This window comes from Dactylosporangium sp. NPDC049525 (assembly GCF_040676755.1).
Classification (GTDB): Bacteria; Actinomycetota; Actinomycetes; order Mycobacteriales; family Micromonosporaceae; genus Dactylosporangium.
The window spans coordinates 121,137-136,520 of record NZ_JBFAPO010000016.1; the positions used below are offsets into that span (position 1 = coordinate 121,137).

Sequence of the window (15,384 nt, forward strand, 5' to 3'; positions counted from 1 at the left end):
GACTTGATCTCTGCAAAATGTGGACCTAAGCGGGACTTAACCTGGAAACGCCCGAATTTTTGGCACACCGCGCGTCGCGTTACTTCACGTGATGCACATCTCTCAATCAGAGTAGGAAACAGGCACCTGAATATCCGGTTTTAACGGGTTCTGTCGGGGCAAAACGAACCCCCGGTGAACTAAACCTGTCAGTAACTACGATCACACCAGGGCCCTGGTTCACCCACGAGTGGCGGGTTACCCCTTTAGTGTGGCCGTCATGGCAGATGGTTCCGATACGACGATGACCCTGAGCCGCCCGGTGCCGGGCAGCCTCATCACCGGCATCAAGTCCTTCGCGGACGACCACGGCGGCGCCAAGGCAGTCATCGAGTATGTCGGCCGGCGCGGTGCCCGCATCGTGCTCGTCGGGGAGGACGGCGTCTGGGGCGACCAGATGGCCGAGGGCACTGACATCGCACGCTCCGCCTGCGCACAGGCCGGCGTCACGATCGAGAACGCCTGGGAGCGCGAGCTGCTCGAGCAGATGCGGCCCAGCAACGATCTCTGGCGCTCCATGGGGCGGCGTGTCCTTTCCCGCTAGGGTCGCCTATCTTCGCTGAGTGATCATCGAACAGTCATGTTCCGCGACCCGGGCAGGTGCCCGGGTCGCTCTCGTTACCTGCGCCGAACTGCCCGACCTCGACCCCGACGACCAGAGCCTCGTGCCGGCCCTCGCCGCCGCGGGCATCACCGGCGTCCCGGCCGTCTGGGACGACCCCGCCGTCGACTGGTCGGCGTTCGACCTCGCAGTGGTGCGCAACACCTGGGACTACCCGAAGCGCCGGGCCGAGTTCACCGCCTGGGCCGAGTCCGTGCCGCAGCTGGCCAACGCGGCCGACGTCATCGCCTGGAACACCGACAAGCGATACCTGCGCCAGCTCGCCGACACGGGCATCCCCATCGTCCCGACCACGTGGGTCGAGCCGGGCGACCCCGTACACCTGGACACCGGCGACGCAGAGATCGTGGTCAAGCCGGCGGTGAGCGTCGGCAGCGTCGACACCGGGCGCTACCGGCTGCCGGAGCAGGCCGACCTCGCCACCGCCCACATCGCACGGCTGCAGGCCGCCGGGCGGCTGGTCATGGTCCAGCCGTACCTCGCCGACGTCGACACCGCCGGTGAGACCGCGCTGCTGTTCATCGCCGGCGAGTTCAGCCACGCGATCCGCAAGGGCCCGATCCTCACCGGACCCGACGAGGGCGTGGAGACGCTGTACCAGGAGGAGTCCATCACGCCGAGGACACCGTCGCCGGCCGAGCACGCCCTCGCCGAGCGGGTCCTGGCGGCGCTGCCGTTCGACCGGGCCGCCCTGCTCTACGCCCGCGTCGACCTGCTGCCGACCCCGTCCGGCGACCCCGTCGTCATCGAGGTCGAGCTGACCGAGCCGTCGCTGTTCCTGACCACCACCGCGGACGCCCCGCACCGCCTCGCCGCCGCGATCGCCGACCGGCTGCCCGCGCCTCGCGCCGACCACCCGGGCAGCGCGTGAACATCTTCGAGGCGATCCTCCTCGGTGCCGTCGAAGGGCTGACCGAGTTCCTGCCGATCTCCAGCACCGGCCATCTCACCATCCTCGAGAAGCTGCTCGGGTACTCGATCGACGACCCCGACATCACCGCCTTCACCGCGATCATCCAGACCGGCGCCGTCCTCGCGACCGCGTTCTACCTGCGCCGCGACATCGCCCGGATCGTGCCCGCGTTCCTCCGGGGGCTGTTCGACCGGTCCCGCCGCGATGACGCCGACTACCGCTTCGGCTGGTCGGTGATCCTCGGCTCGATCCCGGTCGCGATCATCGGGCTGCTCTTCAAGGACCAGATCGAGACCACGCTGCGCAGCCTGTGGTTCGTCGGCGGGGCGCTGATCGCGTTCTCCGGGGTCATGTGGTTCGCCGACCGGGCCGCCACCCAGCAGCGCCACGAGGCCGACGTGACGTGGAAGGACACCCTGATCATCGGCACCGCCCAGGCCCTGGCGCTGATCCCCGGCGTCTCCCGGTCGGGCGCGACCATGTCGGCGGGTCTGCTGCGCGACTTCGACCGGGTCACCGTCACCAGGCTGTCGTTCTTCCTGTCCATCCCCGCGCTGCTCGCCGCCGGGGCCTTGCAGATCGCCGACGAGCACGACAACATCGCCACCGGCGTGGGCTGGCCGGCCACGATCACCGCGACCCTGGTCAGCGGCGCCGTCGGCTACCTGGCGGTCGCGTGGCTGCTGAAGTTCGTGGCGCGGCACACGTACACCGTCTTCATCGTGTACCGGGTCGCCCTCGGCACCCTCCTGCTCGTCCTCGTCGGCACCGGCACGATCGAGGCGACCTGAGAACGGCGACCTAAGAACCGACCTGAGAACGGCGACCTAAGAACGTTGCCCGGGCCGCCGATGAGCCCCATGTGAAACGGCGGCTCGGTGCGGCCCTCGTCCTGGCCTCGGCGCTCCTCGCCGGGGTGGCCGGGTGCGGCGCCCTGCCCGGCCTCGGCGGGTCGGACCCCGGCGGTGCCGGGGCGAAGAAGGACGGCAAGGTCCTCGACCTGCCGCAGAAGACGGTGTACTCGAAGGGCGACGCCGTCGACCCGTCCGCCGGCATGACCACCGGCGCCCCGGCCCGCGGCCCCATCGCGTCGATCTCGCCGCTGCCGAAGGTCAGCCGCAGCTACCCCACCCCGAGCCTGAGCCCGACCGAGTGCACCGGCGTGGTCCGCCCCGGCGTCGTCAACGGCGCGTCGGTGCTGCCGGGCACCACGTCGGCCACCGTCAGCTGGTGGAACATCGGCGATCCCGCCCTCGTCGAGTACCAGCTGACGTGGATGTCGCAGGAGCTGCTGATCGGGCCGCAGCCGGGCTGGACGTGGCTGGCGGTCGCGCCGGGGAAGGGCTGCACCCGGGTCACGGCGACGGTCACCGGGCTGGTCTCGCAGACCCCGTACGTCTTCGTCGTGCACGCCCTGCTGAGGAAGTACGACTCGCTGCCGCCCACGGCACCGGAGATCGCCCGCTCCGCGTCCGTCAGGATGCTGTGACCCGGCGCCAGCTACGGTGGTCTGGTGACTGACGCCGCTGCGCTGTCGCGACCCGCGGGTGCAGGAGCCGCCGGTGTCGCCGTGCCACTGCTCACGCACTACGACCCGGACGGCCGGCGCACCGCGCTGACCGCGGCCGAGCTCGGCGGCTGGTCCGCCCGCACCGCGGGACTGCTGCACGACTGCGGCCTGGGCTCCGGCAGCCGCGCCGCGGTGCTGCTGCCGCCGCACTGGCGCACGGCCGCCGCCCTGCTCGGGGCGTGGTCGCTCGGGGTCACGGTGTCGTTCCACCTGTCCGCGACCGCGGGGCTGCCCGCGGTCGGCCCGGACGCGGGGGTGCCGTTCGACGTGGTGTTCGCCGCCCGCGAGCGGCTCGGCTCGTGGCTGGAGGACATCCCCGAGGCGCCGCACCGGTTCGTGTTCGGCGGCGGGGACTCCGGCGACCCGCGCGACGTCATCGGCTGGCGCGACTTCGACGACGCCGTCGCGCCGTACCCGGCTGACGTCCCGGCACCCGCGCTGGTGCGGACCGGCTCGGCGGCCAGCGGCGACGGCACCACCTACGGGCAGTGGGGCAGCATCGCCCGGGAGATCGCCGGTATGCAGGACCTGCGCGCCGGCGACCGGGTCGTCGTGGACGCCACCGAGCACGAGCACCCGGTGAAGTGGCTCCTGGCGCCGCTGTCGGTGGGCGCGTCGATCATCCTGTGCACGGACCCGCTCCGCCTCGACGAGATCTCCTCGGCGGAGAGCGCGACCCGGGTCTTCGGCCGCGCCGCCTGACGCAGAACCGGCGGGCGCCTGACTCGGCCGCGGGCGCCTGACTCAGCCGCCGGCGCCTGACTCAGAAGCGGCGGGCGGGCAGGTCGGCCTCGATGCGGGCGGCCGTGGCGACCAGCGGCGGCACCAGGGTGCGCCGGATCGACTCGACCGAGTTGCGGCTCGCCGCGGCGGAGATGTTCAGCGCCGCCACCGTCCGGCCGGTCCGGTCGCGGATCGGGGCGGCGACGGAGCGCAGGCCCTCCTCCAGCTCCTGGTCGACGAGCGCCCAGCCCTGCGACCGGGCCCGGTTGATCTCGGTGAGCAGGGCGGCCGTGGTGGTGACGGTGCGGGCGGTCAGGCGTTCCAGGCGGACCTTCGCCAGGTACGCCTCCAGGTCGTCCGGGGGCAGGCCGGCGAGCATGACCCGGCCCATCGACGTCGCGTAGGCGGGGAAGCGGGTCCCGACGCTGATCGTCACCGTCATGATTCGTGACGTGGGCACGCGGGCGACGTAGACAATGTCGTCGCCGTCCAGGACGGAGACCGACGAGGACTCGTTGACCTCGGCGACGAGGGACTCCAGGTGGGGTTCGGCGACGGCGGGCAGTGACAGGCCCGACAGGTACGCGTACCCGAGCTCCAGGACCCTCGGCGTGAGGGAGAACTGCCGGCCGTCGTTGCGCACGTATCCGAGCTCGCCGAGGGTCAGCAGGAACCGCCGCGCGGCGGCCCGGGTGACGCCGGTGGCGGCGGCGACCTCGGTGAGGGTCAGCTCGGGCCGGGCGGCGTTGAAGGCCCTGATGACGGCGAGCCCGCGTTCCAGGGACTGCACGAAGTCGGGGCCACGCTCCGGACCGGGTTCCATCATGGGCCTTTCGCGTGTGCCTGCAGTGCGCGGTCCACCAGTACACCAGCGGCGTCTGGATGCTCGTCGGACCGGGTGCCGCGGGTCAGGTTGGCGCGCATGACGTCGGGGTGGACGAGCAGCCGCTCCAGCGCGGCCCGCAGCCACGCCGCCGCCGAGCCGGTACAGACGAACAGCTCGCGCAGGGGCCGCCACTCCGCGTGCCAGGCGCCGGCGGCCCGCTCGTGTTCGTGCGCCATCGCGGCGAGGAGGCTGGCGACCAGGCCCGGTGCCGAGCCGGCGCTGCCGAGGGCGCAGACGGCGGCGATCGGGTTGCGTTTGTGCGGCATCGCCGACGAGCCGCCCGGCGTGCTGTCGGAGGCCTCGTCGACCTCGTCCTGCGCCATGAGGGTCAGGTCCCGGGCGACCTTCGCGACGATCCCGGCGGCGGCGCCGAGCGCACCGGCGAGCTCGGCGACGCGGGTGCGTTCGGTGTGCCAGGGCAGGACCGGCTCGGCGAGGCCGAGGAGCGTGGCGAGGCCCTCGACGACGTCGGGCCCGTCGGCGCCGAACGGGGCGAGGGTCCCGGCGGCCCCGCCGAACTGGACCGCGAGGCGCTCCCGTCGCACCTGCTCCAGGCGCCAGCGGGCGGCGTCGAGACCGCTGAGCCAGCCGGCGGCCTTCAGCCCGAACGTGGTCGGCACCGCCTGCCGCAGCAGCGTCCGGCCGATCATGCGGGTGTCGCGGTGCTCGCGGGCCAGCCGGGCGGCCTGTTCGGCGCAGCCGGCGAGGTCGGCGAGCAGCGGCCGCAGCGCCTGCGCGGCGACCAGCATCCCGGCGGTGTCGAGGATGTCCTGGCTGGTGGCGCCGAGGTGGACGGACGGCCCGGCGGGCCCGGCAAGGGCCCGCAGTGTCTCGACGAGGGGCACGACGGGGTTGCCGCTGGCGGCGGCCCGGGCACCGAGGTCGGCGGCGTCGAAGTGTTCGGGCCGGGCGCAGCCGGCGATCGCGTCGGCGTCGGCCTGCGGGATCAGGCCGCTGAACGCCTGCACCTGCGCGAGGGCCGCCTCGACCTGGAGCATCGCGGTCAGCCACGCGTCGTCGCCGACGGCCGCGGCGACCTCGCCGCGGGCCAGGACGCCGTCAAACAAGCTCGATGAGTTCATGTTCGCCCTGGAGGTGGGGTGTCGGACCGGTCGCCGCCGTCGCCGTGACGAGCGGCTCGCGGACTGCAGTGTCGCGCGGTCCCGACTCTATCGAGCTGCGGGAGGGTGATGACCGACATTGGCGGATCATGGCGAACCGCCTGACAACGCGCGCAGCGCCGCGAGCTCCTCGGCGCTCGGCGGCGGGGTGTGCTCCAGCGCGGGTGCGACGGCCAGGTCCCAGCCGGTCGCGGCGCGGACCCGCTCGACCGTGACCCCCGGGTGCAGGTGGGTCAGCCGCAGCGTGCACGTCGCCGGGTCGGGCGCGAGGATCCCGAGGTCGGTGATGACGAGCACCGGCCCGCGGCCGGGCAGGCCGAGCGCGGCGCGGCTGCCGGGGCCGTCGCCGTAGCCGACGGAGGTGCGGAAGTCGACCTTCGGCACGAACGTCCGGGCGCTCTGGCGGAGCACCACGAACACCTCCCGGCACGAGGCGGCGATCTCCGGTGCGCCGCCGGCGCCGGGCAGCCGGACGGTGGGTGCGCCGTACGCGCCGATGACGGTCGTGTTGATGTTGGCGCGCTCGTCGAGCTGGGCAGCGCCGAGGAACCCGACGTCGATGCGGCCCGGCTGGAGCCAGTAGTTGAACATCTCGGGCACGCTGACGACGGTGTCGGCGGTCTCGGCGAGCTCGCCGTCACCGATCGACAGCGGCGGGCGGGTCGGCCGGGCGCCGATCGTGCCGGACTCGTAGACCAGGACGAGATCGGGGTTGCCGGTGCGGCGGGCGAGGTTGGCCGCGACGCTGGGCAGGCCGATCCCGACGAAGCACGCGGTGCGTCCCCGCAGCGCGCGGGCGGCGGCGACGGTCATCATGTCGTCGGGGGAGTAGTTCACAGCCGCTCCAACCAGCCCAGGAAGGTCGCGCGGTCGCGGCTGACGGCGTCCCAGGAGCGGTACGCGTCGTTGTCGCGGTCGTAGTAGCCCTGCGCGTAGGACGGCCGGGCACCGCCGGGCGTGACGGCGACGGCGGTGACGACCCAGGACGGCAGGACGACCGCACCCGGGCGCGGGTCGAGGGTGTCGACGACCTCCTCGACCGTGACGAGGCTGCGCCGGGCGGCGAGGACCGCTTCCTTCTGCACGCCGGTGATGCCCCACAGCTGGACGTTGCCGCGCCGGTCGGCGCGCTGGGCGTGCACGACGGTCACGTCGGGGTTGAGGGCCGGCACCGCGGTCAGGACCTCGCCGGTGAACGGGCACGTGATCGGCCGGACGGTCGCGGTCTGCGCCAGCAGGTCGGTGCCGCGGTAGCCGCGCAGGACGGCGAACGGCAGCCCGGACGCGCCGGCCACGTATCGGTTGGCCATCCCGGCGTGGCTGTGCTCCTCCAGTTCGAGAGGGCCGGGCCACTGCCGCTCGACGGCGTCGCGGAAGCGGTGCAGCGAGCCGACGCCAGGGTTGCCGCCCCACGAGAAGATCAGCTTCCGGGCGCACCCGGCGCCGATCATCTGGTCGTACACCAGATCCGGGGTCATCCGCACGAGCGTGAGGTCGCGGCGGCGCTGGCGGATGATCTCGTGCCCGGCGGCGACCGGGATGAGGTGGGTGAAGCCCTCCAGGGCCACGGTGTCGCCGTCGTGGACCAGCGCGGCGACGGCCTCGGACAGCGACATCAGCTCGGCCACGCCGCCACCCCCGCCTGTTCGCATACCGCACAGATGTTCTCAGAACGGAAGCCTAGGAACCTTGCGCGCCGGCAGTCAAGCGTTCTACGGTCGGGAAGAGTTTCGCTGAACGCACAGAAGTTCGTCATCCGAACACCCCTTTTTGGATGGATGGAGCCTCGATGCGCCGCCTCGCCGCCATACCCCTGTCCGCCGCGTTGCTGCTCGCCGCCGCCGGGTGCGGCGGCAACTCCAGCACCGGGACACCCACCCCGGCCGCACCCGGCCAGCCTGTCCAGCCCGACAAGGTCGCCGCCGGCGTCATCGCGATCGTCGACGTCGCCCCCATCTACCTCGGCAAGCAGAAGGGCTTCTTCAGCGGCCGCAACATCGACCTCACCCTGTCGACCAGCCAGGGCGGCGCCGCCATCGTGCCCGGCGTGGTCAGCGGCCAGTTCCAGTTCGGCTTCAGCAACGTGACCTCGCTGATCCTGGCGAAGTCCCGCGGCCTGCCGATCAAGATGGTCAGCAACGGCGTCGCCTCGACCGGCAAGGACGGCGCCGACTTCGGCGGCGTGCTGGTCAAGGCCGACAGCCCGATCCAGTCGGCGAAGGACCTCGTCGGCAAGACCGTCGCGGTCAATACGCTGAAGAACATCGGCGACACCACCGTGCGCGCCTCCGTCCGAAAGGCCGGGGGAGACCCGGCCGCGGTGAAGTTCGTCGAGCTCGCGTTCCCCGACCAGCCGGCCGCGCTCGCCGCCGGCCGGGTCGACGCGATCTGGGTCGTCGAGCCGTTCGTCACCGCCGCGAAGGCGCAGGGCGCCCGCCTGGTGGCCTCCAACTACGTCGACGCCGCCGCCGACCTCACCGTCGCGACCTACTTCACGTCGCAGGAGCTCATCGCCAAGAACCCGGACCTGGTCAAGCGGTTCAAGGAGGCGATGGCGGAGTCCCTCGCCTACGCCGCCGCGCACCCCGACGAGGTCCGGGCGATCATCGGCACCTACACGCAGATCGCCGCCGACGTGACCGCGAAGATCACGCTGCCCGCCTGGCCGGCGGAGGTCAACAAGGCGTCGGTGCAGACGCTGACCGACCTCGCCGTCCAGGACAAGCTCCTCGAAAAGGCGCCGGCGCTGGACGAGCTGCTGCCGTGAGAGGGCTGCTCGGCGCCGCCGGGTTCGTGGCGCTGCTCGAGGTGGCGCCACGGCTCGGGCTCGTCCCGGCCCGGTACCTGCCGCCCGCCAGCCGCATCGCCGTCGCCCTCAACGAGGAGGTGCGCCACGCCGCGTTCTGGTCCGCGCTGCTGGACACCCTCCAGACGTGGGCGCTCGGGCTGGCCATCGCCGTCGCCAGCGGGGTCGCGGCGGGGATGCTCATCGGCTCGGTGCCGCTGCTGCGGGCGCTGACCGCCTCGACGGTGGAGTTCCTGCGGCCGATCCCGTCCGTCGCGCTGATCCCCCTCGCGGTGCTGCTGTACGGCACCGGCCGCACCGCGACGCTGCTGCTGGTCGTGTACGCGTCGTTCTGGCAGGTGCTCGTCCAGGTCCTGCACGGCGTCGCCGACATCGACCCGGTCGCCCGCGACACGGCCCGCAGCCTGCACCTGTCGCGGTGGCGGCGGCTGCGCGCGCTGGTGTGGCCGACGGCGCTGCCGTACACCGTCACCGGGATCCGGCTCGCCACGTCGGTCGCGTTGATCCTGACCATCACCGGCGAGCTGATCATCGGCACGCCCGGTCTCGGCAAGCAGATCGCGGTCGCGCAGAGCAGCGGCGCCGTCCCCGCGATGTACGCCCTGGTCGTCGTCACCGGCCTGCTCGGCGTCGCCGTCAACCTCGCCACCAGGTCGGGGGAGCGGCGGCTGCTGCGCTGGCACCCGTCGCAGCGGGTCGCCGTATGAAAGCGGTCAAGGTGCTGGCGCTGCCGGCCGTCCTGTTCGCCGGGTGGTGGGTGCTGTCCGCCGGTTCGAAGGACTTCTACCGGCCGCCGCTGCGCACCATCCTGGTCGCGTTCGCCGACACCTGGTTCGGCCCGCGGATCGTCGACGACGTGCTGCCCAGCCTCGCCCGGCTCGCCGCCGGCTACGCCGTGGCCCTGCTGCTCGGGATCGCCGCCGGCGTCGTCATCGGCCGGCATCCGGCGGTGCGGGAGACGGTCGAACCGGTCCTGGAGTTCATGCGGGCGATCCCGCCGCCGGTGCTGGTGCCGATCCTGATCCTGATCGCCGGGATCGGCGACCTGATGAAGGTGCTCGTCATCGTGTCCGGCTGCGTCTGGCCGATCCTGCTCAACACGGTCGAGGGGGTGCGCGCCGTCGACGGGATCCTCGCCGACACCTGCGCGGTCTACCGCGTCCCGCCGGTACGGCGGATGGTGCTGCGGGCCGCCTCGCCGCAGATCGTGACCGGCGCCCGGCAGGCCCTGTCGATCGGCGTGATCCTCATGGTCATCAGCGAGATGTTCGCCGCGCAGAGCGGCCTCGGGTTCACCGTCGTGCAGTTCCAGCGGGGCTTCCAGATCCCGGAGATGTGGAGCGGCGTGCTCCTGCTCGGCCTGCTCGGCGTCGCCCTCGCCGCGCTGTTCCGGCTGGTGGAGCGGTCGGTGCTGGCGTGGTACCACGGGCAGCGAGCCGCTGAGAAGGAGTGGTGATGCTGGAGGTCAGCGGGCTGCAAAAGGTGTACGACGGGCAGGGCCGCCGGGTCGAGGCCCTGGCGGACCTGACGTTCAAGCTCGACGACGGCGAGTTCGCGTGCCTCGTCGGCCCGTCCGGCTGCGGCAAGACCACGCTGCTGCGCTGCGTCGCGGGGCTGCTGCACCCGACCGCCGGCGAGGTCAGGGTCGCCGGCCGGCTCGTCGACGGCCCGCCCGACGGGTTGGCCGTGGTGTTCCAGGAGTACGGCCGCAGCCTCTTCCCGTGGCTGCGCGTCCACGAGAACGTGGGGCTGCCGCTGTCCGGCCCCCGCAAGCCGGGCCTGGTCAAGGAGGCCCTCGCCGCGGTCGGGCTGGCCGACGCCCGCGACGCCTACCCGTGGCAGCTGTCCGGCGGCATGCAGCAGCGGGTCGCGATCGCCCGCGCCATCGCGTTCGAACCGAAGGTGCTGCTCATGGACGAGCCGTTCGCGGCCGTCGACGCGCAGACCCGCGCCGACCTGGAGGACCTGATCCGCGACGTGTGGCGGCGCCTGGGCGTGACCCTGCTGTTCGTCACCCACGACATCGACGAGGCCGTCTACCTGGGGCAGCGGGTCATCGTGCTGTCGGCGGCGCCGACGACGATCCTCGACACCCTCGACGTGGACCTGCCCGACGAACGCGACCAGCTGACCACCCGCGCCGCGCCGCGCTTCGTCGAGCTGCGCGGCCGCGTGTACACCCACATCCAGCAAGCGAAGAGGACCCATGGCTGATCTGCTTGACGGGCGTCCCCTGGGCGCCGGTCTCCGCGACGTCGTCGAACCGGCGACCGGGGCCGTCCTCGGCCAGGTCGGGCTCGCCTCGACCGGCGACGTCGGCCGGGCCTGCCGCGAGGCCGCCGCGGCCCAGCCCGCCTGGGCCGCGACCGGCTTCGAGGAGCGCGCCGGGGTGCTGCGCCGGGCCGGCGCGCTGTTCGAGTCCCGCGCCGCCGACGTGGCGGAGTGGCTGGTCCGGGAGGCCGGGTCGGTGCCCGCGAAGGCGGGCGTCGAGACGCACGTCGCGGCGCAGGAGTGCTACGAGGCGGCGGCCCTCGCGTCCCGGCCGCTCGGCGACATCCTGCCCAGCGCCCAGCCCCGGCTCAGCCTGGCCCGGCGCTCGCCGGTCGGGGTCGTCGGTGTCATCGCCCCGTTCAACTTCCCGCTGATCCTCGCGATCCGCGCCGTCGCGCCGGCGCTCGCCGTCGGCAACGCGGTCGTGCTGAAACCGGACCCGCGCACCGCCGTCGGCGGCGGGTTCGCGATCGCCGCGCTGCTGCGCGAGGCGGGCCTGCCCGACGGGCTGCTGCACGTCCTGCCCGGCGGCCCCGACGTCGGCGCCGAACTCGTCGCGCACCCGGCGACCAGGGTCATCGCGTTCACCGGCTCCACCGCCGCCGGCCGGTCCGTCGCCGAGCTCGCCGGGCGCCACCTCAAACGCGTCCACCTGGAGCTCGGCGGCAACTCCGCCCTGGTGGTGCTGCCCGACGCCGACCTGGACCTCGCGGTGTCCGCCGGCGCGTGGAGCTCCTACCTGCACTCCGGCCAGATCTGCATGACGGCGGGGCGGCACCTGGTACACGCCGCCATCGCCGACGAATACGTCCAGCGCCTCGCCGCGCACGCCGACGCCCTGCCGGTCGGCGACCCGTGGACCGGCCAGGTGGCGCTCGGCCCGCTCATCGACGCCGGCCAGCGCGACAAGGTGCACCGCCTGGTGGAGGCGACCGTCGGCGACGGGTCCCGGCTCGCCGCCGGCGGCACCTACGACGGGCTGTTCTACCGGCCGACGGTGCTGGACCGGGTCGGCGTCGACGCGCCCGCCTACCGGCAGGAGGTGTTCGGCCCGGTCGCGCCGGTCGTGCGGTTCACCACCGAGGACGAGGCCGTCGCCCTCGCCGCCGACTCCGACTACGGGCTGTCGCTGGGCATCCTCACCGGCGACCCGATGCGTGGCCTGGCGCTCGCCGAACGGATCCCGACGGGGATCGTGCACGTCAACGACCAGACGGTGAACGACGAGGCGGTCGCGCCCTTCGGCGGGGTCCGCGACTCGGGCACGGGGGCGCGGGCCGGGGGCGGATCGAACGCGGACGCCTACACCGACCTGCGGTGGATCACGGTCCGCGGCACGATCGCCCCCTACCCGTTCTAGCGCCTCAGAGAAAGTCGGTGAAGCCCGGGCGGAAACGGTCGTCCGGCTTGCCGAACGCCGTGAACACCAGACCGCCGCGCGGCTCGACCCCCGGCAGGTGCTCGGTCATGCGGTTCTGCTCAACGACACAGGCCAATGCCTCTTGCAGGTCCGACTCAAGTTGGTGGACCGCCTCCTCGAGGTCCTCCTCCTTGCGTGACCAGTCGATATCCGCCTCGCGGAGCTGCTGTCCGGCGAGCTTGGCGATGACGTCAGGGTCATTGACCGCGACTTCCAGGCGGCAGTAGATCTGCATGATGAGCGGTTCCTGTTGCCCCATTGCAGAATCGTTACACATGAAAGATCTGTGGCCAAAGAACGTGCAGATGAATTTACAACACGGCAATGAGATGGAGTTCACGGATTTTCTACGCTTAAGGTGCAGTCCATGGTGTCGTTCATCCGCAACGTTTCCTTCGACTGCGCCGACCCGTATGCGCTCGCGGCCTTCTGGGCGGGCGTGATCGGCCACCCCGTCCATCCGGACTGTGCCCCGGGCGACGACGAGGTCGTGATCGAGCCGTCCGGCGGTCCCCGGCTGTTCTTCCAGGCCGTACCGGAGCCGAAAACGCTCAAGAACCGGGTGCACGTGTGCCTGCAGCCCGGCGACCGGAGCCGGGACGACGAGATCGACCGGCTCGTCACGCTCGGTGCCGTCGTCGCGGCGGATCACCGGGTGGCCGACGGGGGCGGCTGGGCGGTCCTGCTCGACCCGGCCGGCAACGAGTTCTGCGTGACCCGGTCCGAGGACGAACGGCACCCGTGAAGGTGTTGTGGGGGTCCGGTGCAGGGCAGCCGGTTCGGGCGCCGGGTGCGGCAGTGTCGGCGTCGTGCCCGCGACCCTCCCGACGCATCCCCTGGCCGTCCTGCCGCTGAAGCTGTGGCGGCCGCGCTGGTTCGACGGGGTCGCCCTCGCCGTCGGCGCGACCGCCCCCGACATCGCCTACGCGCTGGGCGGCGCGGTCATCGTCCGCAGTCACACGGTCGCGGCCATGTTCTGGTGGGGCCTGCCGGTCACGGTGGTCGTCGCGTGGCTGATCCGGCTCGGCGCGCCCACCGTCGCGGCGCACCTGCCGGGGTCGTTGCGCGAGTACGGCGCCCTGCGCCGGGTGCGGCACCCGTGGTGGGTCACGGCGGTGTCGGCGCTGCTCGGCGACGCCAGCCACCTGCTGTGGGACCTGGTCACCCACCCCGGTGTGATCGGGTCGTGGCGCACCGTCCGCGACCTCAGTGACTATGCCGCACTGCTGTTGTTGCCGTTGTTCCTCTGGTACGTGGGGCGCCGGCACCTCATCCGCGAGTGGCACGGGCCGCCCCCGGTCGTGCCCCGCCGGCCGCTGCTGTTCTGGTCGGTGGCGGTCGAGGCGTTCGCGGCCGGCGCGTTCATCACCGCGAGCCTCGCCTACGGCGGGCCGCACGTGTTCGTCGTGCGGCTGATCGTATCGGCGATGATCGCTCTGCTCGCGGCGTCCGTGGCACTACACTTCGTGGGTGCTCCTGGAGACAGACCGGCTGCTGTTGCGACGGTTCCACGCGGGTGACGCCGCCGCGCTCGCCGCTTACCGTTCGGACCCGGACGTCGCCCGGTATCAGTCGTGGGACGCCCCCTATCCGCTCGGCGACGCCCTCGCGTTCGTCACCGAGAGCGCGCACCTCGACCCGGAGCGGGAGGGCTGGTTCCAGTACGCCGTGGAGGGCCGCGGCAACGGGCTCCTGCTCGGCGACGTCGGCGTCAACCGGGGCGACGGCGGCCGGCAGGCGGAGATCGGGTTCACGTTCGCGCCCGCCTTCCAGGGCCGCGGCTACGCGACCGAGGCCGTCCACCGGGTCGTGCGGCACCTCCTGGTGGAGGAGGGTCTGCACCGGGTGCACGCGTCCCTCGACGCCCGCAACGAACGCTCGGCCCGGCTCCTCGAACGGCTCGGCTTCCGCCGCGAGGGCCTGCTGGTGCGGGCCAGCTACTGGAAGGGCGAGTGGACGGACGACCTGCTCTACGCGGTGCTCGCCTCGGAGTGGCCCTCGTAGACCAGCGGCTGCTCGTTGCCCTTTTCCGCGGTGCCTTTTTCCGCTGTGCCTTTTTCGGAATGCGGTGCTTTGCCCGGCAGGGTGGACAGCAGCAGGCCCAGCGTGGCGGTCCACACCAGGCAGGCGCCGAGCATGTGCAGCAGCACGACGGGCCAGGGCAGCCCGGTGAAGTACTGCACGAACCCGACGACACCCTGGCCCAGCTCGACCAGCAGGAGCACTGCCGCGGCGCGGGTGACCCGTAGCGGCGCGCCGAGCGCGCGGAGCCCGAGCCACACCGCCAGGGTCAGCCCGACGAGCACGAACACGGCATCGCCGTGCAGCTGGGAGACGGTGGCCGGGTCGAAGCCGGTCCGGGCGGCCTTCGTGTCGCCGGAGTGCGGCCCGCTACCTGTCACGATCGTGCCCAGCACCAGCACCACCGCGGACACCGCGGTGATCACGACCCCGGCGGTGCGGATCGCCGCCGGCGCGGTCCAGCGCGGCGGGACGTCCCGGGTGCGGTGCCAGAAGACGTACGCCAGGGCGATCAGCGCCATCGACGCCAGGAAGTGCGCCATCACGGTCCACGGGTTGAGCGCCATCCGCACGGTGATCCCGCCGAGCACCCCCTGGAACGCGATCCCGGCCATCATCCACACCGCGGCGGCCAGGAGCCCCGGCACCCGGCGGCGCTGGCGCCACGCGGCGAGCAGCGCGACGACGGCGATGAGCCCGAGCACGAACGTCAGGGTCCGGTTGCCGAACTCGATGATTCCGTGGTGCCCCATGGCCTGGGTCGTCACATACGACGCCTCGGTGCACCGCGGCCAGGTCGGGCAGCCGAGCCCCGATCCGGTCAACCGGACGAGCCCGCCCGTGCACACGATCCCGACATTGGCGACCAGCGTGGCCAGCGCCGCCCGGCGCAGCACCACAGGCCGATCGAGCAGCGACGACAACATCCCCAACACGCGGCCGATACTACGCGCGGCTACATATCCCCTCCCGCCACGGTCACTCAGGCCGC

The 15,384-nt window shown here is 72.6% G+C and carries 19 protein-coding genes; 13 read left to right on the forward strand and 6 right to left on the reverse strand.

Annotated features, from left to right (window positions below):
• The first annotated feature begins 259 nt into the window (after positions 1-259).
• From AB0K00_RS23645 to AB0K00_RS23665, 5 genes are all read left to right on the forward strand, one after another.
• Positions 260-583, forward strand: a complete 324-nt coding sequence (locus AB0K00_RS23645; protein ID WP_363523727.1) for a hypothetical protein — start codon at positions 260-262, stop codon at positions 581-583.
• Between the two features lie 19 nt (positions 584-602).
• The gene (locus AB0K00_RS23650; protein ID WP_363523650.1) at positions 603-1,532 is read left to right on the forward strand and encodes a hypothetical protein; all 930 of its coding nucleotides are present in this window, start codon (positions 603-605) and stop codon (positions 1,530-1,532) included.
• Positions 1,529-2,365 carry an undecaprenyl-diphosphate phosphatase gene (locus AB0K00_RS23655; protein ID WP_363523651.1) on the forward strand — a complete coding sequence of 279 codons (837 nt, stop codon included), beginning with the start codon at positions 1,529-1,531 and terminating at the stop codon, positions 2,363-2,365. The genes AB0K00_RS23650 and AB0K00_RS23655 overlap by 4 nt, the downstream gene beginning before the upstream one ends.
• A 71-nt stretch (positions 2,366-2,436) precedes the next feature.
• Positions 2,437-3,063 carry a hypothetical protein gene (locus tag AB0K00_RS23660; RefSeq protein ID WP_363523652.1) on the forward strand — a complete coding sequence of 209 codons (627 nt, stop codon included), beginning with the start codon at positions 2,437-2,439 and terminating at the stop codon, positions 3,061-3,063.
• Between the two features lie 24 nt (positions 3,064-3,087).
• Positions 3,088-3,846, forward strand: coding sequence for a TIGR03089 family protein (locus AB0K00_RS23665; RefSeq protein WP_363523653.1), 759 nt, complete (start codon positions 3,088-3,090; stop codon positions 3,844-3,846).
• Positions 3,847-3,907: 61 nt separating this feature from the next.
• Here the strand turns inward: AB0K00_RS23665 and AB0K00_RS23670 are convergent, their stop codons facing one another.
• The 4 genes from AB0K00_RS23670 to AB0K00_RS23685 all read right to left on the reverse strand — a co-directional run bounded on the left by AB0K00_RS23670 (position 3,908) and on the right by AB0K00_RS23685 (position 7,502).
• Positions 3,908-4,693 (reverse strand): IclR family transcriptional regulator C-terminal domain-containing protein, encoded by a 786-nt coding sequence (locus AB0K00_RS23670; protein ID WP_363523654.1) that lies wholly within the window; start codon positions 4,691-4,693, stop codon positions 3,908-3,910.
• Positions 4,690-5,835, reverse strand: a complete 1,146-nt coding sequence (gene pcaB / locus AB0K00_RS23675) for a 3-carboxy-cis,cis-muconate cycloisomerase (RefSeq protein WP_363523655.1) — start codon at positions 5,833-5,835, stop codon at positions 4,690-4,692. The genes AB0K00_RS23670 and pcaB overlap by 4 nt, the downstream gene beginning before the upstream one ends.
• Positions 5,836-5,961: 126 nt before the next feature.
• Entirely contained in the window at positions 5,962-6,711 is a 750-nt protein-coding gene (locus AB0K00_RS23680) for a CoA-transferase (RefSeq protein ID WP_363523656.1), read from the reverse strand.
• Positions 6,708-7,502: a CoA transferase subunit A gene (locus AB0K00_RS23685; RefSeq protein WP_363523657.1), complete on the reverse strand. Its 795-nt coding sequence runs from the start codon at positions 7,500-7,502 to the stop codon at positions 6,708-6,710. The genes AB0K00_RS23680 and AB0K00_RS23685 overlap by 4 nt, the downstream gene beginning before the upstream one ends.
• Before the next feature lie 161 nt (positions 7,503-7,663).
• On the opposite strand from AB0K00_RS23685, the gene AB0K00_RS23690 reads away from it, so the two are divergent.
• Genes AB0K00_RS23690 through AB0K00_RS23710 form a run of 5 tightly spaced genes read left to right on the forward strand, consistent with a single transcriptional unit; the run spans position 7,664 to position 12,311 of the window.
• Positions 7,664-8,641, forward strand: a complete 978-nt coding sequence (locus AB0K00_RS23690) for an ABC transporter substrate-binding protein (RefSeq protein ID WP_363523658.1) — start codon at positions 7,664-7,666, stop codon at positions 8,639-8,641.
• A complete protein-coding gene (locus tag AB0K00_RS23695; protein ID WP_363523659.1) occupies positions 8,638-9,387 on the forward strand; it encodes an ABC transporter permease in 750 nt (249 codons plus the stop codon). The genes AB0K00_RS23690 and AB0K00_RS23695 overlap by 4 nt, the downstream gene beginning before the upstream one ends.
• A complete protein-coding gene (locus AB0K00_RS23700; protein ID WP_363523660.1) occupies positions 9,384-10,136 on the forward strand; it encodes an ABC transporter permease subunit in 753 nt (250 codons plus the stop codon). Before AB0K00_RS23695 ends, AB0K00_RS23700 begins: the two co-directional genes overlap by 4 nt.
• Positions 10,136-10,894 (forward strand): ABC transporter ATP-binding protein, encoded by a 759-nt coding sequence (locus tag AB0K00_RS23705; protein WP_363523661.1) that lies wholly within the window; start codon positions 10,136-10,138, stop codon positions 10,892-10,894. Before AB0K00_RS23700 ends, AB0K00_RS23705 begins: the two co-directional genes overlap by 1 nt.
• Entirely contained in the window at positions 10,887-12,311 is a 1,425-nt protein-coding gene (locus tag AB0K00_RS23710; protein WP_363523662.1) for a benzaldehyde dehydrogenase, read from the forward strand. The genes AB0K00_RS23705 and AB0K00_RS23710 overlap by 8 nt, the downstream gene beginning before the upstream one ends.
• Before the next feature lie 4 nt (positions 12,312-12,315).
• Here the strand turns inward: AB0K00_RS23710 and AB0K00_RS23715 are convergent, their stop codons facing one another.
• The gene (locus AB0K00_RS23715) at positions 12,316-12,630 is read right to left on the reverse strand and encodes a hypothetical protein (protein ID WP_363523663.1); all 315 of its coding nucleotides are present in this window, start codon (positions 12,628-12,630) and stop codon (positions 12,316-12,318) included.
• Between the two features lie 108 nt (positions 12,631-12,738).
• Here AB0K00_RS23715 and AB0K00_RS23720 point away from each other — a divergent pair, with 108 nt between their 5' ends.
• The 3 genes from AB0K00_RS23720 (at position 12,739) to AB0K00_RS23730 (ending at position 14,375) form a co-directional block, all read left to right on the forward strand.
• A complete protein-coding gene (locus AB0K00_RS23720; protein WP_363523664.1) occupies positions 12,739-13,116 on the forward strand; it encodes a VOC family protein in 378 nt (125 codons plus the stop codon).
• Positions 13,117-13,180: 64 nt separating this feature from the next.
• Positions 13,181-13,891, forward strand: coding sequence for a DUF4184 family protein (locus tag AB0K00_RS23725; RefSeq protein WP_363523665.1), 711 nt, complete (start codon positions 13,181-13,183; stop codon positions 13,889-13,891).
• The gene (locus AB0K00_RS23730) at positions 13,842-14,375 is read left to right on the forward strand and encodes a GNAT family protein (protein ID WP_363523666.1); all 534 of its coding nucleotides are present in this window, start codon (positions 13,842-13,844) and stop codon (positions 14,373-14,375) included. Before AB0K00_RS23725 ends, AB0K00_RS23730 begins: the two co-directional genes overlap by 50 nt.
• Here the strand turns inward: AB0K00_RS23730 and AB0K00_RS23735 are convergent.
• Complete coding sequence (locus AB0K00_RS23735; RefSeq protein WP_363523728.1) at positions 14,342-15,319, reverse strand: COX15/CtaA family protein; 978 nt, start codon at positions 15,317-15,319, stop codon at positions 14,342-14,344. The genes AB0K00_RS23730 and AB0K00_RS23735 overlap by 34 nt on opposite strands.
• Between the last annotated feature and the right edge of the window lie 65 nt (positions 15,320-15,384).